This is a genomic window from Pelagicoccus sp. SDUM812003 (genome assembly GCF_031127815.1).
Taxonomy (GTDB): domain Bacteria; phylum Verrucomicrobiota; class Verrucomicrobiia; order Opitutales; family Opitutaceae; genus Pelagicoccus.
Genome location: NZ_JARXHY010000002.1, coordinates 222,563 through 248,933, shown reverse-complemented (window position 1 = coordinate 248,933; position 26,371 = coordinate 222,563). Strand labels below are relative to the sequence as shown.

At 58.5% G+C, this 26,371-nt stretch carries 25 protein-coding genes; 10 read left to right on the top strand and 15 right to left on the bottom strand.

Annotation, left to right across the window (positions count from 1 at the left end; all coding sequences use genetic code 11):
- Position 1 precedes the first annotated feature (1 nt).
- The 5 genes from pdxA (at position 2) to crcB (ending at position 3,765) form a co-directional block, all read left to right on the top strand.
- On the top strand, positions 2-916 hold the full coding sequence (gene pdxA / locus QEH54_RS03295; protein ID WP_309017195.1) for a 4-hydroxythreonine-4-phosphate dehydrogenase PdxA: 915 nt from the start codon (positions 2-4) through the stop codon (positions 914-916).
- Between the two features lie 86 nt (positions 917-1,002).
- The gene (locus QEH54_RS03290; protein ID WP_309017194.1) at positions 1,003-1,374 is read left to right on the top strand and encodes an iron-sulfur cluster assembly accessory protein; all 372 of its coding nucleotides are present in this window, start codon (positions 1,003-1,005) and stop codon (positions 1,372-1,374) included.
- Positions 1,375-1,514: 140 nt separating this feature from the next.
- Complete coding sequence (gene infC / locus QEH54_RS03285; RefSeq protein ID WP_309017193.1) at positions 1,515-2,177, top strand: translation initiation factor IF-3; 663 nt, start codon at positions 1,515-1,517, stop codon at positions 2,175-2,177.
- An 87-nt stretch (positions 2,178-2,264) separates the two neighbouring features.
- Positions 2,265-3,386: an N-acetylmuramoyl-L-alanine amidase gene (locus QEH54_RS03280; protein ID WP_309017192.1), complete on the top strand. Its 1,122-nt coding sequence runs from the start codon at positions 2,265-2,267 to the stop codon at positions 3,384-3,386.
- Positions 3,376-3,765, top strand: coding sequence for a fluoride efflux transporter CrcB (gene crcB, locus QEH54_RS03275; RefSeq protein ID WP_345785630.1), 390 nt, complete (start codon positions 3,376-3,378; stop codon positions 3,763-3,765). Before QEH54_RS03280 ends, crcB begins: the two co-directional genes overlap by 11 nt.
- Positions 3,766-3,859: 94 nt before the next feature.
- Here crcB and QEH54_RS03270 read toward each other — a convergent pair whose 3' ends face one another.
- The 9 genes from QEH54_RS03270 to QEH54_RS03230 all read right to left on the bottom strand — a co-directional run bounded on the left by QEH54_RS03270 (position 3,860) and on the right by QEH54_RS03230 (position 15,168).
- Complete coding sequence (locus QEH54_RS03270) at positions 3,860-4,438, bottom strand: ATP-dependent Clp protease proteolytic subunit (RefSeq protein ID WP_309017190.1); 579 nt, start codon at positions 4,436-4,438, stop codon at positions 3,860-3,862.
- A gap of 156 nt (positions 4,439-4,594) precedes the next feature.
- Entirely contained in the window at positions 4,595-5,176 is a 582-nt protein-coding gene (gene sufT / locus QEH54_RS03265; protein ID WP_309017189.1) for a putative Fe-S cluster assembly protein SufT, read from the bottom strand.
- A gap of 57 nt (positions 5,177-5,233) precedes the next feature.
- Complete coding sequence (sufD, locus tag QEH54_RS03260; RefSeq protein ID WP_309017188.1) at positions 5,234-6,562, bottom strand: Fe-S cluster assembly protein SufD; 1,329 nt, start codon at positions 6,560-6,562, stop codon at positions 5,234-5,236.
- A gap of 80 nt (positions 6,563-6,642) precedes the next feature.
- On the bottom strand, positions 6,643-8,052 hold the full coding sequence (gene sufB, locus QEH54_RS03255) for a Fe-S cluster assembly protein SufB (RefSeq protein WP_309017187.1): 1,410 nt from the start codon (positions 8,050-8,052) through the stop codon (positions 6,643-6,645).
- A 42-nt stretch (positions 8,053-8,094) separates the two neighbouring features.
- Positions 8,095-8,859 (bottom strand): Fe-S cluster assembly ATPase SufC, encoded by a 765-nt coding sequence (sufC, locus tag QEH54_RS03250; RefSeq protein ID WP_309017186.1) that lies wholly within the window; start codon positions 8,857-8,859, stop codon positions 8,095-8,097.
- 32 nt (positions 8,860-8,891) lie between these two features.
- A complete protein-coding gene (locus tag QEH54_RS03245) occupies positions 8,892-9,323 on the bottom strand; it encodes a transcriptional repressor (protein WP_309017185.1) in 432 nt (143 codons plus the stop codon).
- A gap of 371 nt (positions 9,324-9,694) precedes the next feature.
- Positions 9,695-11,095, bottom strand: a complete 1,401-nt coding sequence (gene lpdA / locus QEH54_RS03240) for a dihydrolipoyl dehydrogenase (protein WP_309017184.1) — start codon at positions 11,093-11,095, stop codon at positions 9,695-9,697.
- 53 nt (positions 11,096-11,148) lie between these two features.
- A complete protein-coding gene (gene odhB, locus QEH54_RS03235; protein ID WP_309017183.1) occupies positions 11,149-12,399 on the bottom strand; it encodes a 2-oxoglutarate dehydrogenase complex dihydrolipoyllysine-residue succinyltransferase in 1,251 nt (416 codons plus the stop codon).
- 21 nt (positions 12,400-12,420) lie between these two features.
- Positions 12,421-15,168: a 2-oxoglutarate dehydrogenase E1 component gene (locus QEH54_RS03230; protein ID WP_309017182.1), complete on the bottom strand. Its 2,748-nt coding sequence runs from the start codon at positions 15,166-15,168 to the stop codon at positions 12,421-12,423.
- A gap of 176 nt (positions 15,169-15,344) precedes the next feature.
- Between QEH54_RS03230 and QEH54_RS03225 the strand changes: the two genes are divergently transcribed.
- Together QEH54_RS03225 and QEH54_RS03220 are read left to right on the top strand one after the other, a co-directional pair.
- A complete protein-coding gene (locus QEH54_RS03225) occupies positions 15,345-15,728 on the top strand; it encodes a hypothetical protein (RefSeq protein WP_309017181.1) in 384 nt (127 codons plus the stop codon).
- A 2-nt stretch (positions 15,729-15,730) separates the two neighbouring features.
- Positions 15,731-16,126: a translation initiation factor gene (locus QEH54_RS03220; RefSeq protein WP_309017180.1), complete on the top strand. Its 396-nt coding sequence runs from the start codon at positions 15,731-15,733 to the stop codon at positions 16,124-16,126.
- Positions 16,127-16,163: 37 nt separating this feature from the next.
- Here the strand turns inward: QEH54_RS03220 and metF are convergent, their stop codons facing one another.
- Both metF and rlmN read right to left on the bottom strand, forming a co-directional pair.
- Positions 16,164-17,054 carry a methylenetetrahydrofolate reductase [NAD(P)H] gene (gene metF / locus QEH54_RS03215; RefSeq protein ID WP_309017179.1) on the bottom strand — a complete coding sequence of 297 codons (891 nt, stop codon included), beginning with the start codon at positions 17,052-17,054 and terminating at the stop codon, positions 16,164-16,166.
- A gap of 130 nt (positions 17,055-17,184) precedes the next feature.
- Positions 17,185-18,288 carry a 23S rRNA (adenine(2503)-C(2))-methyltransferase RlmN gene (gene rlmN, locus QEH54_RS03210; protein WP_309017178.1) on the bottom strand — a complete coding sequence of 368 codons (1,104 nt, stop codon included), beginning with the start codon at positions 18,286-18,288 and terminating at the stop codon, positions 17,185-17,187.
- Positions 18,289-18,482: 194 nt separating this feature from the next.
- Between rlmN and QEH54_RS03205 the strand changes: the two genes are divergently transcribed.
- Positions 18,483-19,610 (top strand): LptF/LptG family permease, encoded by a 1,128-nt coding sequence (locus QEH54_RS03205; protein ID WP_309017418.1) that lies wholly within the window; start codon positions 18,483-18,485, stop codon positions 19,608-19,610.
- 5 nt (positions 19,611-19,615) lie between these two features.
- Here QEH54_RS03205 and QEH54_RS03200 read toward each other — a convergent pair whose 3' ends face one another.
- The 3 genes from QEH54_RS03200 to QEH54_RS03190 all read right to left on the bottom strand — a co-directional run bounded on the left by QEH54_RS03200 (position 19,616) and on the right by QEH54_RS03190 (position 21,459).
- Positions 19,616-20,050 carry a hypothetical protein gene (locus tag QEH54_RS03200; RefSeq protein ID WP_309017177.1) on the bottom strand — a complete coding sequence of 145 codons (435 nt, stop codon included), beginning with the start codon at positions 20,048-20,050 and terminating at the stop codon, positions 19,616-19,618.
- On the bottom strand, positions 20,047-20,619 hold the full coding sequence (locus QEH54_RS03195; RefSeq protein ID WP_309017176.1) for a sigma-70 family RNA polymerase sigma factor: 573 nt from the start codon (positions 20,617-20,619) through the stop codon (positions 20,047-20,049). The genes QEH54_RS03200 and QEH54_RS03195 overlap by 4 nt, the downstream gene beginning before the upstream one ends.
- Before the next feature lie 66 nt (positions 20,620-20,685).
- Positions 20,686-21,459: a M14 family metallocarboxypeptidase gene (locus tag QEH54_RS03190; RefSeq protein WP_309017175.1), complete on the bottom strand. Its 774-nt coding sequence runs from the start codon at positions 21,457-21,459 to the stop codon at positions 20,686-20,688.
- A 246-nt stretch (positions 21,460-21,705) separates the two neighbouring features.
- Between QEH54_RS03190 and QEH54_RS03185 the strand changes: the two genes are divergently transcribed.
- Together QEH54_RS03185 and QEH54_RS03180 are read left to right on the top strand one after the other, a co-directional pair.
- The gene (locus QEH54_RS03185; protein ID WP_309017174.1) at positions 21,706-23,088 is read left to right on the top strand and encodes a UDP-glucose 6-dehydrogenase; all 1,383 of its coding nucleotides are present in this window, start codon (positions 21,706-21,708) and stop codon (positions 23,086-23,088) included.
- Positions 23,089-23,281: 193 nt separating this feature from the next.
- A complete protein-coding gene (locus QEH54_RS03180) occupies positions 23,282-23,605 on the top strand; it encodes a hypothetical protein (protein ID WP_309017173.1) in 324 nt (107 codons plus the stop codon).
- 45 nt (positions 23,606-23,650) lie between these two features.
- Here the strand turns inward: QEH54_RS03180 and QEH54_RS03175 are convergent, their stop codons facing one another.
- Positions 23,651-26,158: a DNA topoisomerase III gene (locus QEH54_RS03175; protein WP_309017172.1), complete on the bottom strand. Its 2,508-nt coding sequence runs from the start codon at positions 26,156-26,158 to the stop codon at positions 23,651-23,653.
- Positions 26,159-26,371 lie beyond the last annotated feature (213 nt).

Below are 26,371 nucleotides of genomic sequence, written 5' to 3'. Positions count from 1 at the left end.
TATGGGCCGCAAACGCATCGCGATCACCTGTGGCGATCCCTCCGGGCTTGGACCGGAGCTCATCGAGCGCTGCTTGGTGGAAAATCGCTACGAAGGCGCGGAGTTCGTCCTGTTCGGCCCGGGAAACTGGATCGACAGCATCGTTCGACGCTCCGATCTCGCGGTGAGTGGGGAAAGCCTGAGCGAACAGGTTTTCGAAGCTGGCCAACCGAATCCCAAAGGTGCCAAGGTCGCCATGGCTGCCATGGAAGCGGCGGCTCGATCCTGCTTGGAAGGGCGTTGCGACGCGGTAGTGACTGGCCCGATCGCCAAATCGCTCTGCGCCGAGGTCGGGTACGAGTTTCCCGGTCAGACCGAGTTTTTCGCCTATCGTTGGGGCGGCGAGCCGACTATGGCCTTCGTGGGTGAACGCCTAGCCCTGTGCCTCGCTACTTGGCACATCCCTTTGGCCGAGGTGCCGGAGGCTTTGACGCGTCCGGTCTTCGAGCGAGCGGTAGAGGCTGCCCACATGCTGGGGAAGCGACTCGGTCGCATGGAGCCGAGAGTGATCGTCTGTGGGCTCAATCCGCACGCTGGCGAGGACGGCTTGCTTGGGTCGGAGGAGAAGGAGCGACTCAATCCATGGCTGGATGCCTTGCGAGCTCGTTTGACCGGGAGTATCGAAGGCTGCGTGCCGGGCGACACGGCCTTCGCTCGGGCTATGAAAGGAGAGGCCGATGTGGTGGTGGCGACCTATCACGATCAGGGATTGGCTCCCTTCAAGGCGGTGGATTTCGACAGCGGCGTGAACGTGACGCTAGGATTGCCGCACCTGAGGGTTAGTCCGGACCATGGCACCGGTTTCGGAATCGCCGGCAAGGGGATCGCGAGCCCGGGCAGCACATCGAAGGCGATAGAGCTCGCTATTCGATTGTAGGCGAGGCGTTTGCCAGGCAGGATGTGAATCGCTCGCACGCTCTGCTTGATTTCGGGCGAGGATCGTTCGATACTTGTTACGTGTCTATGGGAACAGCAGTAGAGTTGCCCGAAGGGGTGAGACGTGGGGATGATCGTCTGATCAAGCTCAGCGACGATGCGGTGAAGAAAGTGGCTTCCTTGCTGGAGCGCGAGTCCGATAAGCAGTTTCTGCGAGTGGGCATCTCCGGTGGCGGCTGCAATGGTCTTTCCTACAAGATGCGCTTCGAATCCGCTGCCCGAAAAGGGGATATCCTAGTCGACTTCGGAGGCGTGGGGGTGATTGTGGATAGTAAAAGCGCTCTGTATTTGAAAGGCACGCAGCTGGATTACTCCAACGCTCTCATCTCGGGCGGATTCAAGTTCAGCAATCCGAACGCGACCTCCAGTTGCTCCTGCGGCGAGAGTTTCAGCGTTTGAGCACGGTGTCGCGCCCAAAGTCCGAAACGCCCTTTTGATGATTGGTTTTCAAGCGTTTATCCGTAAATAGTGTTGATAATGCGCTTGAAAGGTCTGATTAGATTCAGATTCTTATTTGTTTTAATCGAAGAAAATTCTGAATGCCAAAGCCACGAGGTAGACGTAGACCCCAAAGAAAACAAGATCCGTTCGCTGCTATACGCCGCAATCAACGAATACGGGTACCGAAGATTCGAGTCGTAGGACCGGATGGTAAGCAGTTCGGAATAATGGATACAAAGGCGGCTTTGGAGATCGCGCAAGGCGCTGGCTTGGACCTGGTGGAAGTGGCGGCTCAAGCCCGTCCTCCCGTCTGTCGCATCATGGACTTCGGCAAGTATGTCTACGAGCAGCAGAAAAAGTCCAAGGATAGCAAGGGCACTTCCAGCAAGACCAAGGAGGTCAAGTTCCGTCCTCGCGTGGAGCAGCACGACTACGAGACGAAACTGCGTCGTGCGGAGCAGTTCCTCTCCAAGGGCAACAAGCTTAAGCTCACGCTCTCTTTCCGTGGCCGCGAGATGTCTCACACCGAGATCGGGTTCGAAACCATGAAGCGCGCCATCGCGGATCTCGAAACCATGGGACATGCGGACAATCAGCCCAGGCTCGTGGGACGAAACATCAATGTAATGGTTTCTCCACTACCGGCGAACAAGCGCAAGCCGAAGTTCATGCATCCGGATGACGAGCACGACGATCATGATGACGATGATCATGACGAAGAGCATGATGACGATCACGACGACGAAGAGGATCGCGATTGATTTGAGTTCGGTCCTTTTGCTCCCGAGCGCTGATTTAAACTAGACACGCGGATGCTAACCCCGAAGCGAGGCCTACTGCTTTTTATAATGGCGGCAGTTGCTTCGCTTTTTTTGTGGGGCTGTCAGACCACGGGAGGCGATTCCGCGAAGCCCGAAGACTCGGCGCCAACTGAGGAAACGGCGGTGGAGACCGCCGCTCCCGAGCCGAAGATGGAGGTGCCGAAGGAGGAGGAGCTGGCGAGCGAAACAAGCGCCGCCCAGCCCGCTCCGAGCGAAAGCAGTCTCAGCTTTGGTTTGAACTCCCTGAAGCGGCAGGTCTCTCATTTCGGGGCGCAGGTTACGGAACCTACCGGCAACGACGACCTTTGGAAAGTGTCGGTGGGCGCTCGCGAGCTCGTACTCAAGGAGAAGAGCCGGATGGCGTGGATCGATGGGACGAAGGTTTTCCTCGATGCGCCGTTCTCCCGTCGCATGGGGCAATGGCTGCTCGGAGCGTCCGATGAAGCGATCGTCCTGCCGAGCGCCCTAGCCGACGAAGGGGGAGAGCCGCGCGAGATAAAGACCATCGTGATCGATCCTGGGCATGGCGGCTCCGAGCCGGGAACGCGTAACGCCACTCTTGGTCTCCTTGAAAAGGATCTGAATCTGGACGTAAGCCTGCGATTGCAGGCTCACTTGGAAGAGGCGGGATTCAAGGCGGTGCTCACCAGATACGAGGATCGACTCGTCACGCTGGAGGAGCGGTCCGAGATCGCCAACGGCGTCAAGGCGGATCTCTTTGTCAGCGTGCACTTCAATGCGGCTCCTAATAAGCAGGCAAACGGCGTGGAGACCTATCTGCTGACTCCCCAAGGGCAGCCCTCGACGGGCGACGGCAAGGCTGGCGATGACGCAGTGGCGTATCCAGGAAACGAATATGATTTGGAGAGCTTCGAACTCGGTTTACGGGTTCAGATCAATCTTTTGGAGCGACTCAAACGCGAAGACCGTGGGGTGAAGAAAGGGCGGTTCGTCGTGCTTCGCGGATTGAAGTGCCCTGGGATCCTGGTCGAATGCGGCTTTCTCTCTCATAAGGACGAGGCCTTGCTGATCAGCACCGCAGGCTACCGCGAGCGTGTCGCTCTCAGTCTGGCCGACGCGATCAAGTCTTTTGCGGCGAATGAGCGATTCCAGGGACGTATCGAGGAGCAGGATTCGAATGGACGTTAGAGCGCTTTTATGGGTAGGAATCGGAAGTTTCATGGGCGGGAGCCTGCGCTACGTTTCCGCCTGGCTGATCGATCATAGGATGAGAAGCGAGTTTCCGTGGAGCACCCTGTTCGTCAATGTGGTCGGCTCCTTTTTGATCGGATTTCTATTGCCCATGTATTCAAAGTTTGGATGGAGCCGAGATGACGCGCTGCCACTGATGATCTCGGTGGGGATGATGGGCGGTTTCACCACGTTCTCCACCTTTTCTCTGCAAACCTTGCGTTTGATGCAAAGCGGACATCTCGCGCTCGCTGGTCTGAATGCCGTTGGCAGCGTGCTTTCCTGTCTCCTTTCGGTCTACCTAGGCTGGCGCTTGGGCGAAGTGATCTGGAGTTAGGACACATCTCCGGACGAAGAGCCATTTTGAGGACGAAAAAGCCGCGCTCCGGAAATCGGATACGCGGCTTGAGAAAGCTTTTTTCGTTTTTCGCTTAGAGCGAATCGACGATCTTGTCGGCCAGACCGTAGTCGATGGCTTCCTGAGCGCTCATGTAGAAGTCGCGATCGGTATCGGTCTGGATCTTCTCCAGCGGCTGGCCGGAGGCTTCGGAAAGGATGCGGTTGAGCTCCTCGCGGGTCTTTTCCATGTCCTGGGCGAAAATGTGGATATCCACCGCGGGGCCTTGGAACTGCCCGCCGATGAGCGGCTGGTGGATCAGAACCTTGGCATGCGGATAGAGCAGGCGGTTCCCTTTTTTCGGGGCCGAGAGCAGGATGGAGCCCATGCTAGCGGCGAGACCGGTGACCACCACGGTGACCTCCGAGGAGATCATTTTGATGGTGTCGTAGATCGCGAGGCCAGCTGTGACGGAGCCACCCGGAGTGTTGATGTAGAAAGTGATAGGCTTCCCGGGCGCGTCCGCTTCGAGGTAGAGAAGCTTTTCGGTGACGTCCTTCGCCGAATCGTCCGAAACCTGGCCCCACAGGAAGATCTTACGCTCCTCGAGGAACTTCTTCTGGATTTGCGAGCCGACTGGGGACTCTTGAGGTTTATCGTCGTTACATGGCATAGTTAGTATCAGTATCTTCGTCGTTGGTAGCCAACACGCTAGCAATGGCAAGGAATTCGGTGCGAAATTACTCGACGAAAGCGGAGCGATGAAAAAAACGCCGGATCTCGAAGTGATCGGAAATCCGGCGTGGAAAGCGTTTCCTGCGCTTAGGCCTTAGACCAGGCCGAGAATCATGCGGCCCTCTTCGCTGATCATACTCTGATCCCACGCTGGCTCCCACACGAGGTTGACCTCCGCTTCGTCGACGCCGGGCACCAGCATGACCTTGCTGCGGGCGTCCTCGGCGATGGCCGGTCCCATGCCGCAGCCCGGAGCGGTGAGCGTCATCTGCACCACCACTTTGCTGGCCTTGTTCTCCGTTTCTTCGACCACCATGGAGTAGACCAGTCCGAGGTCCACGATGTTGACTGGGATCTCGGGGTCGTAGACGTTGCGGAGTTGTTGCCAGATCGCTTCCTCGTCGGGCGTTTCGTCGGAGGGCTGCGTCTTTTTCTTCTCGGCAGCCTCCTGAGCGGCGGCCTGCTCGTCGGCGATGTCCTGTCCGAGCGCATCCGCGTCGCGACCGTCGATGCGGGCCAGGCCGAAGTCGGTCATCACGGTGTAGCTTCCGCCCAGTTGCTGGGTGATGTATACTTTCGAGAGGGCGGGGAGCTGGAGCGGCTCTCCGCTGGGGATCTGCACCGCTTCGACTTCTCGGGTGAGGCTGCGTTGCTTTTGCTCTTCGGTTTGTTGCATGTGGCTATGAAGTGGTTGTGTGAATCAATCGTATGAGATCGTCTGCCGAGGCAAGGGTTACCGCAGGCGTTTGCGGAACTTGTCCTGGATAATTTCGCGGGCGCGATCGGCCAGCTTCTCGCAGTCGATGCGATTGAGGATCTCTTCGAAGAAACCGTACACGATGAGCTCTTGAGCCCGATTTTCCGGAATGCCACGCGCCTTCATGTAGAAGATCTCCTCATCGTCGATCTGGGCTGTAGTGGCTCCGTGACTACACTTCACATCGTTGGCGTCGATCTCCAGTCCTGGCAGAGAGTTCGCTTCGGCGGAGTTGCTGAGAAGCAGGTTGCGGTTGGTCTGGTAGGCGTCGGTCTGCTGGGCGCCTGGATCCACCTTGATGAGGCCGGAGAAGATGGTCTTGGCGTTGTCGACGAGGGCGTTTTTGAAGAGCAGATCGGACACCGCGTTGGGCGCGGAGTGGGTCTGCAGGGTGCGCTGGTCGATCTCCTGATCGTAGTCCGCCACGGCGAGGGAGAGCATCTCCACCTTCGAGCCCGGGCCCTTGATTTGACCGTGGGTTTCGGAGCGGTAGTGCTCGCAGCCCACGTTGACGCTAAGGGTCTTAACGTTCGAATCCTTGCCGGCGATGTTGGAGTTGATTTGGAAGCCGAGAGTCTTCTCGTTGAAGTTCTGCAGCAGCGTGTAGTCGACTGAGGCCCCGACGCCGGCGAAGATGTGGTTGACCCCGCACGAGTAGGCGGTGGTTTCGTCGGAGGCGGAAAGGTTGGCTTCCACCACCCGCACTTTTGAGAACTCTTCGGCGATGATAAGCGTGTGCGGGAAAATGGCCGAGCCCTCGTTGATGCTCCAGTTGTAGACGACGAAAGGATCTTCGATCTCCACGCCCTTGGGCACGTAGAGCAGGGCGCCGTTTTCTAGGAAGGCGTGATGCAAGGCGGCGAACTTGGCGGACCCCAAGTCGGCTTCCTGCTTCATGAAGTAGTCCTTGAGGATTTCGCCGTGTTTGGAAATCGCTTCCTTGAGAGGGGCCCAGATCACGCCTTTTTCGGCGAGCTCGGGCGAGACGCGGTCCGCCTTCAAGGTCTGGTCTTCGCCGAAAACGAAGCGGCCTGAGTAGGCGTCGAGGAAGTCGGAGCGCTCGACCAGCTTGGCGGCGTCCGCGATGGAGGGAAGTGCGGCGAACTTGAAGGCGTCGAGTCCGAGGTTCTTCACGTTGGCGAAGCGCCAGGACTCGTCCTTGCGAGTCGGCATCGGCAACGTCGAGAACTGCTCGAACGCCTCGTTCTTGGCGTCTTTCCACCAGCTTGGCGCGGTATCCAGATCTTCGATATGACGCCCGAAGGCCTCGCGAATCTTGCTCACGACCTCGCTGCTTTCGCTCATGGGAGTGTCTTCTGTTAGGGAACTCACAGGTATAAATTTGAAATTTGTGGTTTGAAATTTGAGATCCGGACGAGGTCCGACTAACCGACGGAGCCTTCCATTTCCAGTTCGATGAGACGCTTGAGCTCCACGCTGTACTCCATGGGGAACTGGCGTGTGAGGTCGTTCACGAAACCGTTGACCGAGAGGCTCATGGCTTCGCCCTCGCTGAGGCCGCGCTGCTGCATGTAGAAGATCTGCTCGGCGGACACCTTTGAGACCGAAGCCTCGTGCTGCACGGCGTTTTTATCGCCGCGAACGGTGATGGCCGGGTAGGTGTCGGTGCGCGAGTTGTTGTTGATCAGCAAGGCGTCGCACTCGGTGTTGTTTTTGCAGCCCTTAAGGTTCTTCGGCATGTGAACCTGACCGCGATAGGTGGAGCGTCCCTTGCCGATGGAGATGGACTTCGAGATGATGTTTGAAGTCGTCTCGTCCGCGGCGTGGATCATCTTGGCGCCGGTGTCCTGGTGCTGGCCGTCGTTTGCCAGAGCGATGGAGAGCACCTCTCCGCGAGCCTTCTTGCCCTTAAGCACAACGCCTGGGTACTTCATGGTGAGGCGGCTGCCGATGTTGCAGTCGATCCACTTCACGGTGGCGTTCTCGTGGGCGATGGCGCGCTTGGTGACCAGATTGTAGACGTTGGATGCCCAGTTCTGTACGGTGATGTACTCGATCTTGGCGCCCGGCATGGCCACCAGCTCCACCACTGCGGAGTGCAAGGTGGCGGTGTCGAACTTCGGGGCGGTGCAGCCTTCCATGTAGGTGACTTCCGAGCCCTCGTCGGCGATGATCAGCGTGCGCTCGAACTGGCCGAAGTTTTCCGCGTTGATGCGGAAGTAGGCCTGCAGCGGGTGCTTCACCTTCACGCCTGGCGGCACGTAAATGAAGGAGCCACCGGAGAAGACGGCGCTGTTCAGGGCGGAGAACTTGTTGTCGCCGGTCGGGATGACCTTTCCGAACCACTTGCGGAAGATTTCCGGGTGCTTGAGCAGTCCTTCGGTGGAGCCGACGAAGATGACGCCCTGTTTGCCCACGCTCTCCTTGATGTTGGAGTAGGCCGCTTCCGAGTCGAATTGAGCCTCCACGCCGGCGAGGAACTTGCGCTCGTTTTCCGGAATGCCGAGGCGTTCGAAGGTCTGTTTCACGTCGTCCGGCACGTCGTCCCAGCTCTTGCTGGCTCGGTTGGCTCCGGCGAGGTAGTAGCGGATCTTGTCGAAGTCGATGTTTTCGAGATCCTTGGTCGCCCAGTGGGTGGGCATGGGCTTGGAATGGAAGACTTTGAGCGCCTTCTTGCGGAACTCGCGAATCCAATCGTCTTCCTCCTTTACGTCGCAGATGTAGTCGATGACACCTTCGTTAAGGCCGACGCCCGCGTCGTACTTGTGGCTTTCGGTGTAGCGGAAATTCCCCTTGTCCCGATCGATTTGGATATCTGGTGTTTCAGTGGACATATTTTGAATCGCCTTTCTTGGTTGAGGCTTCGGGGGGCGGCGTTACGCCACTACCTCGCCAGCCAGTTCCTTGACCCAATCGTAACCCCTTTCCTCCAACTGGAGGGCGAGATCCTTGTCGCCGCTCTTGATGATACGGCCGTCGTACATGACGTGAACCACGTCCGGCACGATGTAGTTGAGCAAGCGTTGGTAGTGAGTGATGACCAAAGCGCCGAGATTGGGTCCTCGCAGGGAGTTGACCCCTTCGGAAACCACCTTCAAGGCGTCGATGTCGAGGCCGGAATCGGTCTCGTCGAGCACGGCGTACTTCGGGTCGAGCATGGCCATCTGCAGGATTTCGCAGCGCTTCTTTTCCCCGCCGGAGAAGCCGTCGTTTACGGCGCGGGAGGTGAACTTGCGGTCGATTTTCAGCATGTCCATCTTCGCGTAGAGGGACTTGTAGTAGTCGGGAGCGTTGAGCTCCTGATCCTCGGGGAGTCGGGCGTTGAGGGCGGCCCGGATGAAGTTGGCGATGGTCACGCCTGGGATTTCCATCGGGTACTGGAAAGCGAGGAAGAGCCCTTCGCGCGCCCGCTCGTCCGGCTCCATCTCCAGGATGCTAACGCCGTCTATGATGATCTCGCCGCTAGTGACTTCGTAGTCGGGGTGGCCGGCCATGGCTTTGGCAAGGGTGCTCTTTCCGGTGCCGTTCGGCCCCATGATGGCATGCACTTCGCCCTTCGGTACCACGAGGTTGAAGTCCTTTAGGATCTGCTTGTCGCCGATGCTTACGCTGAGGTTCTTGATTTCGAGTGTATTGCTCATTGATCTAAAATTTGAGAAGTGGTGGTTGAGAATTAGGACGTCGATGAAGCGGCGGCCTTGCCGCGAAAGGTGATGTCTATGGAGCCGACCACGAAGCCGGAGGGGAGCAGGGAGGTCAGCTTCTGGATGGTGGCAGCGTCTAGCTGCACGTCGTAGATGTCGCCGCTTTCGTTGTCGTGAAAATGGGCGTGCTCGGTGAGGTTGGGGCAGTAGCGGGTGGATTCGCGCTCCAAATGGACCTGCTTGATCAGATCGCACTGCACCAAGGTTTCGAGGCAGTTGTAGACAGTGGCTAGGGAGATGGTCGGCATCTCCAGCTTGGCCCGGGCGAAGATCTCGTCGGCGGTCGGATGATCGCGCTTTGACAGAATGGCGCCATAGACGACTTCGCGCTGGCGAGTCGACCGCAGCCCCGAAGCGGCAAGCTTCCGGTTGAGTACCTCTGTGTCGATTTCGTTGTTCATCTGTTGGCGGGGTTATTTAGAATAACTCTAAGTCGCAGGATCAAATGAGAATAATTCTAAATATCAAGTGAAAATTGGAATCGTTCCAAATAAATTTTCGAAACCGGAGCGTCGCGGGAGCGATAGGGCGCCGGGAGTCGTGCAACTAATCTTTGTAACGTTGCAAAAACGAGTTGCGTGACCGGTGGCGGTCGATGCGGCGGCCTGGTGAGCGTTGGATGGCGGATGCGGCGGCCTGGTGCTCCGATTTTGGGAGCGATGCCAGGGGGCGGCGGGGCCAGCCGACAGGTTTAAAGATCGGAATCGCAACCTGCTGGCCTGGCGGGCATTGTCGCGCGGTTGGGGCTGGCGAGCCGCCGCCAGCTGCTCGTTTACAAGGAGTGGATCGCTGCTCCGTCTACCGCCAGTCCGGCTTCCTTGATGGATTCGGAAATGGTCGGATGGGCGTGAACGGTGCGGCCGAGGTCTTCGGCGCTTCCGCCGTACTCCATGTGGGTCACGATTTCGGCGATCATTTCGCTGGCGCCTTTTGCCACGACTTGGCCGCCGAGGATCTTGTCGGTTTCGGCGCAGGCGATGATCTTGACCATGCCGTCGGTGGCGTCGGAGGCGATGGCCCGACCGTTGGCGGCGAGAGGGAACTTTCCGACCTTCACCTTGATGTCCTTTTCCTTGGCTTGAGCCTCGGTGAGGCCGACGGTCGCCACTTCGGGCTCGGTGTAGATGACGCCTGGGATGACATCGTAGTTCACGTGGCCCGCTTTGCCTGCGATCATCTCGGCAATGGCCACGCCTTCTTCCTCGGCCTTGTGGGCGAGCATGGGCCCGCGCACGATGTCGCCGATAGCGTAGACGCCGTCTGCGGAGGTCTTAAAGTGATCGTCGATTTCGATGAAGCCACGCTTGTCGGGCTCGATGCCGACCTTGTCGAGGCCGAGGTTTTCCGTGTAGGGCTTGCGTCCTACCGCCACGAGAACCTTGTCGGCGGGCACGGTGATTTCCTTGCCTTTCTTTTCCGCCACCACGTTGAGCTTTCCGTCGATCTCCTTCGAGCCGGTCACCTTGGTTTCGGTGTGAATGGTCATGCCCTGCTTCTTGAAGCAGCGTTCCAGGAATTTGGATACATCGTCATCCGATCCGGCCGCGATCTTCGGTAGAAACTCTAGGACGGTGACCTTTGAACCGTAGCGGCTCCAGACGGATCCCAGTTCCAAGCCGATGGCACCGGCGCCGATGACCACGAATTCTTCGGGCACCTTGTCGAAGGAAAGCGCGTGATCGCTCGACACGATCGTCTCGCCGTCGAACTTCATGAATGGAAGCTCCACCGGGACCGATCCTGTGGCCAAAATGATGTGCTTAGCGGAAAGCTCGTCCTTTTCGTCCACGCTGATCTTGCCGTCTCCCAGAAGCTTTCCGTGGCCATTGAAGCGAGTGATGCCGCGTTTCTTCACGAGCATGTCTACGCCGCCAGTGAGCTGCTTGACCACCTTGTCCTTCTTTTTCATCACTGTATCCAAATTCAACGATACATCGCCCGAGATTTCCACGCCGGACTCCTTGGCGTGCTTCTTGGCGAAAAGGAACTGCTCGCTAGTGTGGAGGAGGGCTTTGCTAGGAATGCAGCCGATGTTCAGACAGGTGCCGCCGAGCGCCTTGCGTTTTTCCACCAAGGCGGTTTTCAGCCCAAGCTGGGCGCAGCGGATGGCCGCAACATAGCCGCCGGGTCCGCCGCCGATAACGGCCACATCGAAAGAGTTTTTATCAGACATTACAGTTTGAGCTACGGATCGTCTCTATCGGGACGGTCGGTGAACAGGCAAGGTTAGACGTCGAGAAGCAAGCGAGTCGGATCCTCCAGGGCTTCCTTCACCTTGACGAGGAAGGTGACCGCTTCCTTACCGTCGACGATGCGGTGATCGTATGAGACGGCCAAATACATCATCGGGCGTATTTCCACTTGGCCCTTCACAGCGACAGGGCGTTCCTGGATGGCATGCATGCCGAGGATGCCGCTTTGCGGAGCATTGAGGATGGGAGTGGAAAGCATGGAGCCGAAGATGCCCCCGTTGGTGATGGTGAATACGCCGCCCTGTAGGTCGTCGATCTGGATCTTTCCTTCCCGAGCTTTTTTGGCGTATTCGATGATGGATTTTTCGATGCCAGCCAGGTTGAGCTGATCGCAATCGCGAATGACGGGGACCATCAGTCCTTTTTCTGTGGATACAGCGACCCCGATGTCGAAGTAGTGATTTTGGATGATTTCGTCGCCATCGATCTGAGCGTTGATTCCAGGTACCTCCTGCAGCGCTTGCACCACTGCCTTTACGAAGAAAGACATGAAGCCCAGCTTGATGCCGTGCTTCTTGACGAAACTGTCCTGGTACTTGGCGCGGAGCTCCTTGATGGCGGTCATGTCCGCTTCGTTGAAAGTGGTCAGCATGGCCGCGTCCTGCTGGGCGGAAACGAGTCGCTCGGCGATCTTCTTGCGCAGCGGCGTCATGCGCTTGCGAGTCGTACGCTCGCCAGCCGGCTTCGATTTGGCGGCTGGTTTGGGAGTTTCGGCAGCGGTTTTTTTGGCAGGCTTGCTTTCCTTGACCGAGGGGCGATCAGAGAGGGCTTTCAGCATGTCTCCCTTGGTCACGCGGCCGGCCTTGCCGGATCCTTCCACGCTTGCCGGATCGAGATCCTCTTCTGCGGCGATGCGTCGCACGGCAGGCGAGACGGCGTCGGAGGATTCGGCGGACGGTTTCGCTTCTTCGGATTCGCCCGATTCCTCGGATTTGACTTCGGGCTCTTCGGCCGATTCCTTTTTCTCCGAGTTGTCGGACGGCGCTTCCGCGGATTCGTCGATGGTAGCGATGACCTGACCGATTTCTACTTCGTCGCCTTCGGAGGCGGACAGAGAAACGACACCGGACACCTCGGCGATCCCCTCGGAGGTGATCTTGTCGGTCTCGAGCTCGTAGATGACTTGGTCCTTTTCGACGTAGTCGCCGTCTTGGACGTTCCATGCGGCGATGATCCCGGAGGTGATCGATTCGCCAAGTGTGGGCACTATTACTTCAGTCGCCATGTTGGTGTATTGAAAGAGTCGTTACGATTTGAGGGTGAACGCTTCGTCGAGAAGCTGGGCAAGTTCCTTCTTGTGCAAGGCCATAACGCCAACGGCTGGGCTGGCGCTTTCGTCGCGACCTGCGTACACGACCTTCTTGTCGAATATTTTTTCCAAACGAGGAGCGATGAAGGTGTAGGGGCCCATGTTTTGAGACTCTTCCTGGCTCCAGACCAGTGTATCGATTTTTGAATACTTTTCGGCGATTTCCTTTAGGCGCTCGGCGTGCAGCGGGTAGAGTTGCTCGACTCTTACGATGGCGGCGGAGTTGTCCTTCAGCTCCTCTCTTTTTTTGATCAGGTCGAAGTACACCTTGCCGGAGCAAAGGATGAGGCGGTTGACCTTGGCAGGTTTCGCGTTCGCGTCGTCGATGATTTCGAGGAAGGAGCCGGATTCGATATCGGACCAATCCGAGGCGGCTTCCTTCAAGCGCAGCATCGACTTCGGAGCCATGATGACGAGCGGCTTGCGGAACTCGCGCATCATTTGGCGTCGGAGGATGTGGAAATACTGAGCGGGGGAGGAGAGATTAGCGACTTGGATATTGTCCTCGGCGCAGGCTTGGAGGAAGCGTTCCAGTCGAGCGGAGGAGTGCTCGGGGCCTTGGCCTTCGTATCCGTGCGGGAGGAGCATCACCAGTCCGGACACGCGGCCCCACTTGGATTCGCTGCTGGTGATGAACTGGTCGATGATGACCTGGGCGCCGTTGGCGAAGTCGCCGAACTGGGCCTCCCAGAGGCAGAGCATGCGCGGGTAGTCGAGCGAATAGCCGAAGTCGAAGCCTAGCACGCCCGCTTCGGAGAGCAGGGAATTGTACACGCAGAATCGCGCCTGGTCCTTGTCGATATGCAGCAGCGGGATGTAGCGTTCGTCCGTATCCACATCGTGGATAACGGCGTGACGTTGGCTGAAGGTGCCGCGCTCCGAGTCCTGACCGGAGAGGCGAACGGGAGTGCCTTGATTGAGCAGGCTTCCGAAGGCCAGCGCCTCCGCGTAGGACCAGTCGATTGGTTCGTTGTTTTCGAAGGCGGTCTTTCGATTGTCGAGGAAGCGCTTGATTTTGCGATTCGGCTTTATGTGGGTCGGAAGAGAGGTCAGTCCGCGCACGATGACCTCCAGCGTTTCGCGCGGCACGCCGGTTTCCACGGGGTTGAAGCTGTATTGCGGTTGGAAAACGGCGTTGGAGCCCGCGAAGGCCTTGCGGGCCTGGATCTGTGTTTCCGCCGCTTTCTTGACGCGTTCCAGCGAGTTGGCGAGCGAGCTTTCGTATTCCTTGCGGATGCTTTCGATCTGCTTTTCCGAAAGCGTGCCGTCGCTCGTGAGTCGCTTGGCGAGGGCTGAGCTGACCGGCGGGTGCTTGGAAATCTTGTCGTAGAGATCCGGGTTGGTGAACATCGGCTCGTCCGACTCGTTGTGGCCGTGCTTGCGGTAGCAATACATGTCGATGACCACATCGGCGCCGAAGGCTTGGCGGTATTCGATGGCCAGCAGGGTGACGAACACCACAGCTAGGGGATCGTCGCCGTTGACGTGGAAGATCGGCGCTTCGATCATCTTGGCGATGTCGGTGCAGTAGCGAGTGGAGCGCGCTTCCTTGGGGGTGGTGGTGAAGCCGATCTGGTTGTTGACGATGATGTGCACGGTGCCGCCAGTTCGGTAGCCGGGGAGCTGCGAGAAGTTAAGGACTTCCGCCACCATGCCTTGTCCGGCGAAGGCCGCGTCTCCGTGAACGAGAACCGGCAGGACCTTCTTGCGCTGGGAATCGTTTAGGATGCGTTGACGAGCTCGGGCTTTGCCTTCGACCACCGGGTTGACCGCTTCGAGGTGGCTTGGATTGGAGGCGAGCCGGATTTCGACGTAGTGGCCCTCCTTGGTTTCGATCACTTTCTCGTAGCCAAGGTGGTACTTGACGTCGCCGTCGCCGCCCACCGTGTCCGGTATGTAGGTATCGCCAAATTCCTCGAAGATGAACTCGTAGGATTTCTTGAGCGTGTTGGCGAGCACGTTGAGGCGACCGCGGTGGGCCATGCCCATGACCACTTCCTTGATGCCGAGGCGCCCGCAGTGTTCCAGCAGGTTGTCCAAGCAAGGGATAAGCGTCTCGCCGCCCTCGAGCGAAAAACGCTTTTGTCCGGCGTAGCGGGTGTGGAGAAAACTCTCGAACGACTCCGCGGCGAAGACCTTGCGCAGGATGCGGGTTTTGACCTTCTCGGAAAAGTCGATCTTGCCCTGCAGCGGCTCGATCTTGCGCTGTATCCAGCGACGAGCGTCCGTGTTCTGCATGTGGATGTACTCGTAGCCGATGTTGGAGCAGTAGGTTTTGCGCAGGGCTTCGATGAGATCGCGCAGCTTGAGCGGCTGACCGTCGAGGAAGTGGCCGGAGTCGAAGGCGGTGTCGAGGTCCGCTTCGTTGAGTCCGAACTCCTCGATGCGCAAGTCATCGTTGGCCGGCGGCTTTTCCGAGAGCGGATCGAGCCAGGCTTGAGTGTGCCCGAGACTGCGGTAGGCGTAGATCAGGCTCGAAACATTCATCTGCTTCGAAGCGCTTCCCAGCGAGGCGCCGCCCTTGGCGGTCGAGCCTGTTTTCCTTACGGGGGCGGATGCGAGCGCGAGCTCGAAGCCTTCGAAGAACGCTCTCCAGTTCTCGTCTACCGATTGGGGGTCGGCCTTCCACTTCTCGTAGTTGAGGTCGATTAAGTCTGCGTTCGAACGCGTTGCGAATGTGACCATTCCTGATGTTCCTGGTGTGGATCCTGGTGGAGGATCGGGTTTTAGAATGTATGAGGGTTAAGCCCCCCCTCTGAGCGAGTAAAGAAAAACGCTCGGTTTTCTGCCTGTCAGAATGGAGGTATGACCTTAACTAGTAAGGATTTTCATAGTTTTCCGTATTCGAACGACAATCTCTTATGGAAACGGGCTCGCCAAAGATACAGGACCCCGTTTCGACGTTTTTTCAACTGTCGTCGGCGAGCTACCGGATCGAACGAACAAACCGCTTGCGCGATGACGAGAATTCGGCAGAAGCTGGCTCCATGCTGGAAGCGGAATTGAATGCGTACATGAAAGCGGACCTGGAGCGGCTGCAGCGCGGAATCGAGTCGGGGGACGGGGACGCGGTGAAAAAGAGCATCGCCTCGCTGGACAAGACCTTGTCCGACCACCGACGAGCGATCGATCCGCAGCTGAAGCATTTTCTGAAGAATCGGAGCTACCAGAAAGCTCTGATGCTTCTCAACCATCAGACCGACATCCCTAGGGGCAGGTGCCAAGGGCGAACCGACTTTTCCTAGAAATGGGCAAGAAGCGCGATCGCGTATCCACGGAAGGGGGACAGGATATCGGGTCGAACCCCTTTGGCTCCTTGGATCTTGGAAACCTGCCTGCCGCTCCGTCTCAGCCCGCCGCCAACGCTTCGGCTCCTTCCGGCAGAACCGGAAGCGGAAATCGCGGTCGCCTGGACGTGAAACGGGAAAAGTCGGGCCGGGGTGGGAAGACGGTGACCGTCGTCTACGGCTGGAAGGGAATCGCTGCCGAGGAGAAGGTCCAGCTCGCCAAGTCCATACAGAAGCGCTGCGGCGTGGGCGGCGCGGTGAAAGGCGGCAACATCGAAATCCAAGGCGACAAGCGCGAGGAAGTGAAGGCCACCCTGGAAGCGGCTGGATTTCAGGTGGTGCTCGCCGGCGGTTAGGAAGCGTCCTTTGGCGGACCGACCGCCGAGCGATAGCCTAGCAGCTTTGCTTGGAGCGGAAGGCGCTCATCAGCGTCTTTGCCGCATCGCTGCGATTGAGGGCGTAGAGGTGCACGCCAGGCACGCCGTTTTTCGCCAGATCCTCCAGCTGGTTCAGTGCCCAGTTGGTGCCGATCTCCTTGACCGCTTCCGCATCTTCGCCCGCTTTCTCCAGCTCGCGATCGAGGGCGTCCGGCAGCGATGAGCCGCACATGCTGACGATGCGCTTGATTTGCTTGGTGGCCAGCACTGGCATCAGGCCGGGAAAGATCGGCAGCGAAACGCCCTGTTTCTGGGCCTTCTCAACGAAGTCGTAGAAACGCTGGTTGTCGAAAAAGAGCTGCGTGGTGATGAAGGAAGCGCCAGCGTCGACCTTGACCTTCAAGTGCTCGAGATCCTTCTCCATGCTGCTGGCCTCCGGATGCTTTTCCGGATAGCCCGCCACCCCGATGCAAATGTCAGGATAGCGTTCGGAGATGAAGGAGACCAAGTCGGTCGCGAAAGCGAAACCACCCTCGGCCACCACGAACTCGGTCTGGTCCTTCGGCGGATCCCCACGCAGAGCCATGATGTTGCGGTAGCCCTCGGCATAGAAGCCGTCTATGATTTCCCCGAGCTCATCCTTGCTCGCCCCTACGCAGGTGAGGTGAGGCATGACGTTGAAGCCCAGGTCGTCGCGCATCTGGGCGCTGACCCGGGACGACCGATCGCGCGTGCTGCCTCCCGCTCCATAGGTCACCGAAACGAAATCCGGCTCCAGCGCCTTCAGCTCCAGCGAGGAGGAAACGAGAGAGTCAATGGCCTCCTCCGACTTGGGTGGAAAGAACTCCACGGAAAGCAGTTGGCCCTTGGTGGCGAGAAGGTCGTCGATGCGTTGTTGTGCGATCATAAAATATCAACGTATGTGGATTTGTTGATATGAGCTGTTGGGCGTTGAAATCAACTCTAAAATTCGCGAAAGGCAAGGGCCGGACCGGAACGTCCCTGGTAGGATTCGAGGCTGGCCTTTGGTGTAGGAGCTACGAGCCGACCTCTTCCGTTTTCAGCTTCAGCTGACCGCAGGCGGCGGCGATGTCGTGTCCCTTTTCGCGGCGGATGGTGACGCTCACCCCTTTGTTTTTCAGTCGATTGTAGAAGGTGTCCTGCCGGGCGATGGAGGGGCGTCTCCACTCGAGACCGTCAACCGTATTGTAGGGGATGAGGTTGACGTGGGCCCGCAGGTCGAGAGCGATCTTCGTCAGCTCGTCCGCTTGCTCCAAGGTGTCGTTCACCTCCTCGATCAGGATGAACTCCAGCGTGACCATGCGGCCTTTGCTTTCGCCGTAGGTCTTGATGGCGGGGATGAGCTCTTCCAGCGGATACTTGCGATTGACCGGCATGATCTGGTCGCGCACCGGGTTGGTGGCCCCGTGCAGGCTGACCGCGAGGCGAAACTGTTCCGGCTCGGCCGCCAGCTCGCGAATGCGCGGCACTACGCCCGAGGTGGAGATGGTGATGCGCCGAGCCCCGAAGTTGAGCCCCCATGGGGCGTTGAGGATGCGCAGAGCGGGCAGCAGGTTCTTGTAGTTGGCCATCGGCTCGCCCATGCCCATGACCACGATGTTGTCGAAGGAGGCGATTTCCTCGCTGGCCCGCTCGGTGGTGGCGTCCTCCTGGTGGCAGACGTGAATCAGCTGGGAGACGATCTCGCCGGTGGAGAGGTCGCGCTTCCAGCCTGCCAGGCCCGACGCGCAGAACTTGCAGCCGTAGGCGCAGCCGACCTGGGTGGAGATGCAGATGGTCTTGCGGGAGTTTTCCTGGCCGACACCGACTTGAGGAGCTCGGATGACCACGGTCTCGATCATGGCGTTGTCGCCCATCTGCAGCAGGAGCTTTTCGGTCTCGTCGGCGGATTCCTTGGCCAGGAGTCGTTTGCTGGGGGCGATTTCGAACGTTTCCGCCAGCTTTTCGCGCAGCGGCTTTGGCAGGTTGGTCATGGCGTCCCAGGTCCGGGCTCTTTTCTTATAGAGCCAGTCCATGACCTGCTTGGCTCGAAACTTGGGCTCGCCAAGCTCCGCCAGGCTGTTTTGCAGCGATTCGAGCGTTTCACCGAAGATGGGCTTCTTTTGCGGGACGTATTTCATTTTCTTAGGCGTGAGGCTTGGGGCTGATGACAGCGAGAGGAAGCGGGAAGTTGCTTGGGGATCTAGGCGGGATCTGGCAAGTCGAAGATTTCGGCTTGCGGAACGGGCTGGCTCTTTAAGTGTAGCGCCAGGTGACGCTGATCCACAGATACATTTTCAAAAACGTTTTCGCTTCCTGTTTCGCTTCGGTGGCGATGTTCGCGTTTCTGATTCTGACCATGAGCGTGGTCAAGGACATGCTCAATCTGCTCGCGGAAGGGCAGCTGACCGTAAACGCCTTCTTCAAGCTGACTTGGCTCCTGCTGCCCTTCGTCTTCATCTATGCCCTGCCCATGGGATTCATCACCGGAGCTTTGCTGACCATGGGCCGCCTTTCGGCGGAAAACGAGATCACCTCGCTGCGCGCGGCTGGCGTGAGCATTTTTCGCCTTTCCAGTTCCGTATTCGCGTTGGCGATACTCGGCACCGCTGCATCCTTGGTGGTCAACTTCTACTACGGTCCCTTGGCCAAGACCGAATACCGCAACGAGCTGAAGAATACCATCCAGACCAATCCGCTCGGCTTCATCGTGGAGAAAACCTTCGTGAAGGACTTTCCTGGCACCGTGGTCTACGTGGGCAAGAAGGATGGGGAGCTGCTGAGCGACATCTGGATTTGGAAGCAGGACGAGCTGGGTCGGGTGACACAGTTCAGCCGGGCGGAGCGGGGACGCTTCAAGTTCCACGAGGATAGCAGCGACCTTGAGCTGCAGGCGGAGAACGTGGCCATCGAGATTCGCGACGAGGATGATCCGGAGAACTTCCGCACCCGGCGCTACATCCCGGTGTTCATCGGCAGCACGACCTTCAGCTTTTCGCTCGAGCGCATCCTCGGAAAGGAGACGCTGCAGCGAAAGCTTAGCTGGATGACCTTTGACGAGCTGCGGGCGGAACAGCGTCGCTGGCAGGAAATTGTGGATACATCGAGCGGCGAAGTGAAGCAGGAGGCTCAGGCGTCGCTGCTGAAGACGAAGATGGTGTTTCACAAGAACTTCGCCATGGGCTTCGCGGTGCTTTCCTTCGCCTGCGTGGCCATCCCGCTCGGGCTGAAGACTTCGCGCAAGGAGACTTCAGCCAACGTGGGGGTGGGGGTCGCCATGGGGCTGCTCTACTACCTGACCATGATCTCCATCGACTTCATGGACGGAAGCCCTCAACTGCGGCCCGAATTGCTGTTTTGGGTGCCGAACTTCCTTTACCAAGGCATTGGGACCTGGATGTTTATCCGGGCGGACCACGGCAAGAAGAGCAAAACGAAGCCCGCTCGGGCGAAGCGAGCCTAGGGGCTCTAATTCGCCACTAGCAGCAGAATCAGCTTTCCGCTGCCGGATGCGGGACCGACCAGCACCGTGGGCTGTCCTCGGGGCGTCACTACAGTGGTGGAGATCTGAGCCCAACGAGCCGCGATGCGCAGCTTTCCGCCGCCTGCGTCGGAGGCTTCAATGGAAACGCTCTGGCCTTGGCCGACGTTGATCGAGGCCTTGCCCGGCAGGGAGACGCTGGCGCTGCCGGAGCCTTTTTGGCGAAAGGTGTCGAAGCGTAGAACGCGTTTGAGGTTCTTTTCGTAGCGCTTGAGCTGGGAGTCCACGCCGCCGCCATCGTTGGTGCCGAGGATGAGCGTCGCCTGGATGCGGGCGTCGTCGGCCGCGTGCGAATCGGTCGCGATGCCCGCGGCGAGGAACAGGGTGGCGACGAGCAGGAGCGTTTGGGAAATGCGTTTCATGGCAGAAGGTCGATGAGGTGTTTTTGAATGGATTTTCGCGCGTTGAAAAGGCGGGACATCACGGTGCCGGTTTTGCAGTTCAGTTTTTTGGCGATTTCTTCGTAGGTCAGTCCTTCCAGCTCGCGGAGCTTGAGGGCGGTTTTCAGTTTTTCTGGAAGCTGTTCGATGGCTTGCAGCAGGCGCTGGTGGAGTTCTTTTCGTTCGAGGCTACGGATTTGCTGGGCGGAGGCAACGGGAGAAACCTCGCTTTGGGAGGCGTGTTCGAGAAATTCCTGATCCGCCAGGGATTCGCGGCGGCTGTCGCGCTTGCGGATGGCGTCTAGGGCGGTGAAGGTGGTGATGCGGTAGAGCCAGGTGGAGAAGGCGGAATCCTGGCGGAAGGTGTCGAGCTTGTTCCAGGCTTTGATCCAGGCGAGTTGGGCGACGTCTTGGGCTTCCGTTTCCGATTTGAGCATGCGCAGGGCCTGGCCGTAGACCTTGTCCTGATGCATGCGGACCAGTTGATCGAAAGCTTTTCTGTCGCCCGCCTGGCCGCGGCGGATGAGTTCGGATTCGGTGTCGGAGTTCACTCGCTAGCTATGTGAGGGAGGTGAATAAGGCCTCGGTCGCAAGCTTTGACGTGGCTTGCGGGTATTTTATTCGCCGCTTTCGCGAGCGAGGGTCTGGACCAGCCGGGTGACAGCCGCTATCTGCATGCGGATGCGCAGCGAGAGGTCGAGAGAGCTCGGGCTTTCGATGGTGAAATGGAGTTTGGGAGAGCGCGAGACCAGCAGAAACGCCTCCGGCCAATCGTCGCGGTCAGCGAGTTCCTGGAGGATGGGTTTGGCGATGATGCCATCGCGGGCGGCGTGCCCGTCGATTTCCTCGGCCCTCTCGATCGGGCCGATGGGGACGATGGATTTCAGGATTTCGGCGGCGATGGATCGTTCCTGCTCTTCGTCTTGGCAGTAGATGTAGAAACCCTCGCTTTCCCAGTCCTCGTGCATGCAAATGGAAGCATCGAAGCGAGCGGGTTCGCGCTCGAGATAGTCAGCCAGAGCTCGGCTCTCCGGTTGGCTCAGACGCTTGAAGTCGCGATTGAGGTCCACCTGGTTTCCGTTTTCCCGGCAGTTGCGAACGAAACCGTCGGGATTGAGAAGGGGGCACAGGCTGATATCGATGGTCCTGGGCAGCCGTTGTTCGCGCAAGAGGGCAAGCAAGGCCAAGGGGGGCGCCGGTTCGTCGCCGTGCACGCCTGCCGAAAGGTAGATGCGAGGCGGGGTACCCTGGCCCACGCTGTGGGAGGCGGACCGTTTGAATAGGTAGATCGGATGCTCAAACGCGGAGCTTTTTCCGATTTCGTGGATCGCGAAGCCGTCAGCGCGAGCTGCGTCGACGAGGGACTGGAGATGGGAGGCGGGATCGAGCATTTGGCGTGCGGGGATGGTCTGCGTAAGCGAACGTATAGTGGCGCTAAAATATTGATGATGAGGCTGCTTATCGAAGGAATTGCACCGATATGGCGCGGAAGGTGGTAAATCGCTAAGTAAAATCATTGCATGGCCGATCATGCATCACATTCATTGCGACGGTCTCATTCGCGTGCCGCGATTTGCGGTGCCCATGCGATTGGCGCTATCCGATCCTGACTCTCGATAACCTTATTGAAAAGCCCGATGAAAATTTGTTGTTTAGGAGCTGGCTACGTAGGCGGCCCAACAATGGCGATGATCGCCTATAAGTGTCCGGACATCACCGTCACGGTGGCCGACATCAACGAAGCGCGCATCGCCGCCTGGAATTCCGAGACCTTGCCGGTCTACGAGCCTGGACTCGACGATGTGGTGAAAGAAGCCCGCGGTCGAAACCTGTTTTTCACCACCGACAAAGCCAAGGCCATTCGGGAGGCGGACATCATTTTCGTGAGCGTCGGCACCCCGACTAAAACCTATGGAGCCGGCGCGGGAAAGGCGGCCGACCTGAAGTACGTGGAGCTTTGCGCCCGCGATATCGCGGAAATCGCCGAGGGCTCGAAGATCGTGGTGGAAAAGTCCACCATCCCGGTGCGCACGGCCCAGTCGCTGAAGACGGTGCTGACCGCCAACTCCAAGCCTGGGCTGGAGTTTCAGGTTCTCTCCAACCCGGAGTTCCTTGCGGAGGGTACGGCTATTGAGGACTTGATGGCTCCGGATCGCGTCTTGATTGGCGGTGAGGAGGAAACGGAAGCTGGGCGCAAGGCGATCGAAACGCTCGTCAGCGTCTACGCGAACTGGGTGAAGCCGGAGAACATCATCACCACCAACCTCTGGTCCTCCGAGCTCTCGAAGCTGGTCGCCAACGCCTTTCTCGCGCAGCGCATTTCCAGCATCAACGCCATTTCGGCTCTCTGCGAGCGCACCGAAGCGAATGTCGATCAAGTGGCCTACGCCATAGGACGCGATTCGCGCATCGGTCCCAAGTTTCTCAAGGCCTCCGTGGGCTTTGGCGGTTCCTGCTTCCAGAAGGATATCTTGAATCTCGTCTATCTCTGCGAGCATTTCGGTCTGCCGGAGGTGGCGGAGTACTGGCATCAGGTCATCAAGATGAACGACTGGCAGAAGCGCCGCTTTTCCCAGCAGATCATCAACACGCTATTCAACACGGTCACAGGCAAGCGCATCGCGTTTTTCGGCTTCGCCTTCAAGAAGGATACCAATGACACCCGCGAATCGGCGGCCATCTACGTCGGGCGCGATCTGCTGGCGGAGCAGGCGGTGCTGGCGATTCACGATCCGAAGGTCGCGGCCTCGCAGATCTACTACGATCTGCAGCAGCCGCAGACCGACGCTGACGGAAAGCCAAACCCGCACATCGATCTTTGCGAGGATCCCTACGAGGCGGCCAAAGGGGCCCATGGTCTTGCCATTCTCACCGAATGGGACGCCTTCAAGGATCTGGACTATCAAAAGATCTACGACAGCATGATGAAGCCGGCCTTCATCTTCGATGGGCGCAACATCCTCGATCACGAGAAACTGCGCCAGATCGGCTTCCAGGTTTTTGCCATCGGCCGCAAATAGCCGCGGTACGAAGCCTCCAACCATTTGCGCGAGAAAGCCTTAGGCTTTCTCGCTTTTTTATGGGGAGCCCTACTCAGCGATTTGTAAAAACGAAAGTAAACGCCGTTCCGCGCCGAAGTGGTTCTTCAATAACTCCTTGGCGCTCCGATGCTGGCATCAGAATTCGCGTTTCCAAACCCAAGCCTCCGTTACGATGCTCATTAGCCTGCTTTTCCTTATCATTCTTGCAGTGATGGCTTTCCAGAGTCGGAAGATTCTTTTGCCCGCCCTGCTTTTCGGATCCCTCAAGGCGGTGGCGTCCTGCTTCTACACCATGGCGGAGAGCGAATTGACGGATGCTGGAGTGGTGGTGCTGGCGAGCTCTCAGTTCACGATCAATACGCTGCTCGGCCTTGGTATCGCCTACTTGGTGGTGAAGCACTCCCAGGATTGGAAATACATGTTCGCTACTACGGCCCTCGCGGTGGTGACCTTTCTCACCAGCATGTTCGAGACGATCGTAGTGACCCAGCTCTAGGAGCGGGACGCGTTCTTCGCCGCCCCGACCGGAGCTCTTGTCGCTTCAGCTCTTGCTGGCCGCTTTCTTGGCGGCCTTTTTTGCTGCTTTCTTGGCGCCTTTCTTGGCCGCCCGAGGCGGAAACTCGAATTTGGTCTGTCCGCTTTTCTGTAGAACCAGGTAGGCGTCGAAGGGGCGCTTCGTGCGCTTGGACCAAAACTTGTCCAGCAGATCGGTCTTGCCGTTTTCCAGCAGCTTGAGCATCTGCTCGCGCGGAATCTCGCGATCGAGGATCTTGCGGGAGACGCGGATGGGAGTGGTTTCCTTTCCATCTTCCATGACGCGAACCACGTAGGCGGCAGGCGTTTCGAAGACGTCGCCACCGGTGCGCGGACACTTGGCGATCGGAGTGAGTTGCGAAAAGTCGACGGTCCCGTTGGAGCCTTCCTCCTCGCCGCCGAAGTCGAACTTCACCTTGTTGGTTTCCTCGTCCAGCAGCAGGTTGGCGGAAAAGCTTTTTCCGGCCTTGGAGCGGAAATTGTCCACTGGGCCGATGCGTCGCTTTTCCAGCAGCTCCTTCAGTTCGGAAACCTGCATCTTGCGGTTCCCGATGATCTTGTAGATGGCGAAACTGTTATCCTTGGTGCGGTAGGCCCGCATGGACTCGTAGAGCGGCTGCTGGTCGATGGGCGAGCGAAGCTCGGTCTCCGGCATGGCGTCCTCGTCTTCCTGGAAGTTTTTTATGCGGTCGACGATTTCCTTGGTCATATCGACGATCTCCTTCATGAACGCGTCGCGGTCCAGCTCGCCGTCCTCGATCTTGTGGAGCTTGTACTCCCATTCGCCGGTTAGCTCGGGCTTGGTGAGAGCCTCGGCATTGAGGTGGGATAGAAAATCGAGCAGCGTCTCCGCTTTCGGAGTGGGCACCAAAGCGCGGTGTTCGCGCTCGATGTAGCGCTCCGCGATCAAGCGTTCGATGATCTGCGCCCGCGTGGCCGGCGTGCCGAGGCCCTTTTCCTTCATGGCGTCGGCCAGTTCGTCGTCTTCCACCAGCTTGCCGGCGCCTTCCATGGCGGAGAGCAGGGTGGCTTCCGTGTAGCGGGGCGGCGGCTTGGTTTCTTCCTTTATATTTTCGAAGCTTTCCAGCTTGGCGGTCGCGGGCGAGCCGTCTTCTTCGCTGAGGGCGGGCAGGGTTTCTTCGCCGATTGCGTTGTCCTTGCCGTAGACTTCGAGCCAGCCCGGCGATACCAGAACCTTGCCCTCGGTCTTGAAGCGGTGCTCGCCAATGACGCTGAAGCGGGTGGTGATATCGAACTCGGCGCTCGGGTAGAAGATCGAGATGAAGCGACGCACGATCATATCGTAGATCTTCATTTCGTCGTCGTTGAGCTTCTTGGGCGATTCGTTGGTCGGGATGATGGCGAAGTGATCGGAGACCTGCTTGTTGTTGAAAATGCGCTTGTTGCCCGGATTTATCCACTTGTTGGATACGACGCGGGCGGCGAGATCGCCTAGGGTGTCGTCGAAGCCGAGCAAGGTCTTGCGCACGGTGTCCGGATAGTCCTCGGGAAGGGCCCGCGAGTCCGTACGCGGGTAGGTGATCATCTTGTGCTTTTCGTAGAGGGACTGGGCGAGCTGCAGCGTGCGACGTGCGGAGTAGCCGAAGCGGTTGTTCGCTTCGCGCTGTAGGGTGGTCAGGTCGTAGAGACGAGGGGCGGCCTGGCGCGATTTCTTCTTCTCCTCGCTCACCTCCGCCCTATCGGCGGCTTCGAGGTCCGCGATGATGGCCTTGGCGCGTTCCTCGTCCCAGATGCGATCGATGCGGTCGTGCTCGTCGTCGTTTTTCTTGAAATCCGCTTTCTGGTAGTTGCCTTGGTAGCTGCCATTGGCGATGCCGAAATCGGCCACGATGCGCCAGTAGTCGCGCGGCTTGAAGCCCTCGATAAGCCGCTCGCGTTCCACTACGATGGCGAGAGTGGGAGTCTGGACGCGACCTACGCCCGCCACGTTTCCGGCTCGGGAGCCGTAGAGGCGCTTTGTCACCCCACGCGTGCAGTTGATGCCGATCAGCCAGTCCGCCTCGGAGCGGGACTGAGCCGCTTCGGCGAGGTGCTCCATCGCCTCCCCATCGCGCATGTTTTTGAAGGCTTCGCGAATGGCGGTAGGCGTCATGGACAGCATCCACAGCCGCTTTACGGGCAGCGTGCACTTGGCCAGCTTGTACAGATAGTTAAAGATCAGCTCGCCCTCGCGCCCGGCGTCACAAGCGTTGATGACGGTGCCGATGTCCTTGCGCTTCAGGATCTTCTTGATCGCTTTGAACTTCGATTCGGTGCGCTCGATGGGCTTGAGCTTAAAGGTGTCGGGAACGATCGGCAGATTGGCGAGGCGCCAGAAGGCGTCGCGCTTGTCGTAGTCTTCCGGCATGCAGAGCTCCACGATGTGGCCCACGGCGGAGGTGACGACGTAGTCATCGTTCTCGAAGTATTCGTCGTGCTTTTCGAATTTTCCTCCGATGGCTTTGCAAAGATCTCGTGCGACACTGGGCTTCTCGGCGATGACTAGGGACTTCATTTATAATCTGCTCGTTGATTGGAAACGGTTGAATTCCAGCGCTTCGGGGCGCTTGGTTTGGGGCCGCCTATTCCTCCGATCCTCCTTGGATCGCTAGGGATTGGTCTCTGTTCGCAGGGAATCACAGTCAGGCGGCAGCTCGTATTTGCTAAAATCTCGCTGTTTTCGGGTCGATGAGGACAAATTTCGCCGCTGGCAAGTACAATTTTGCGC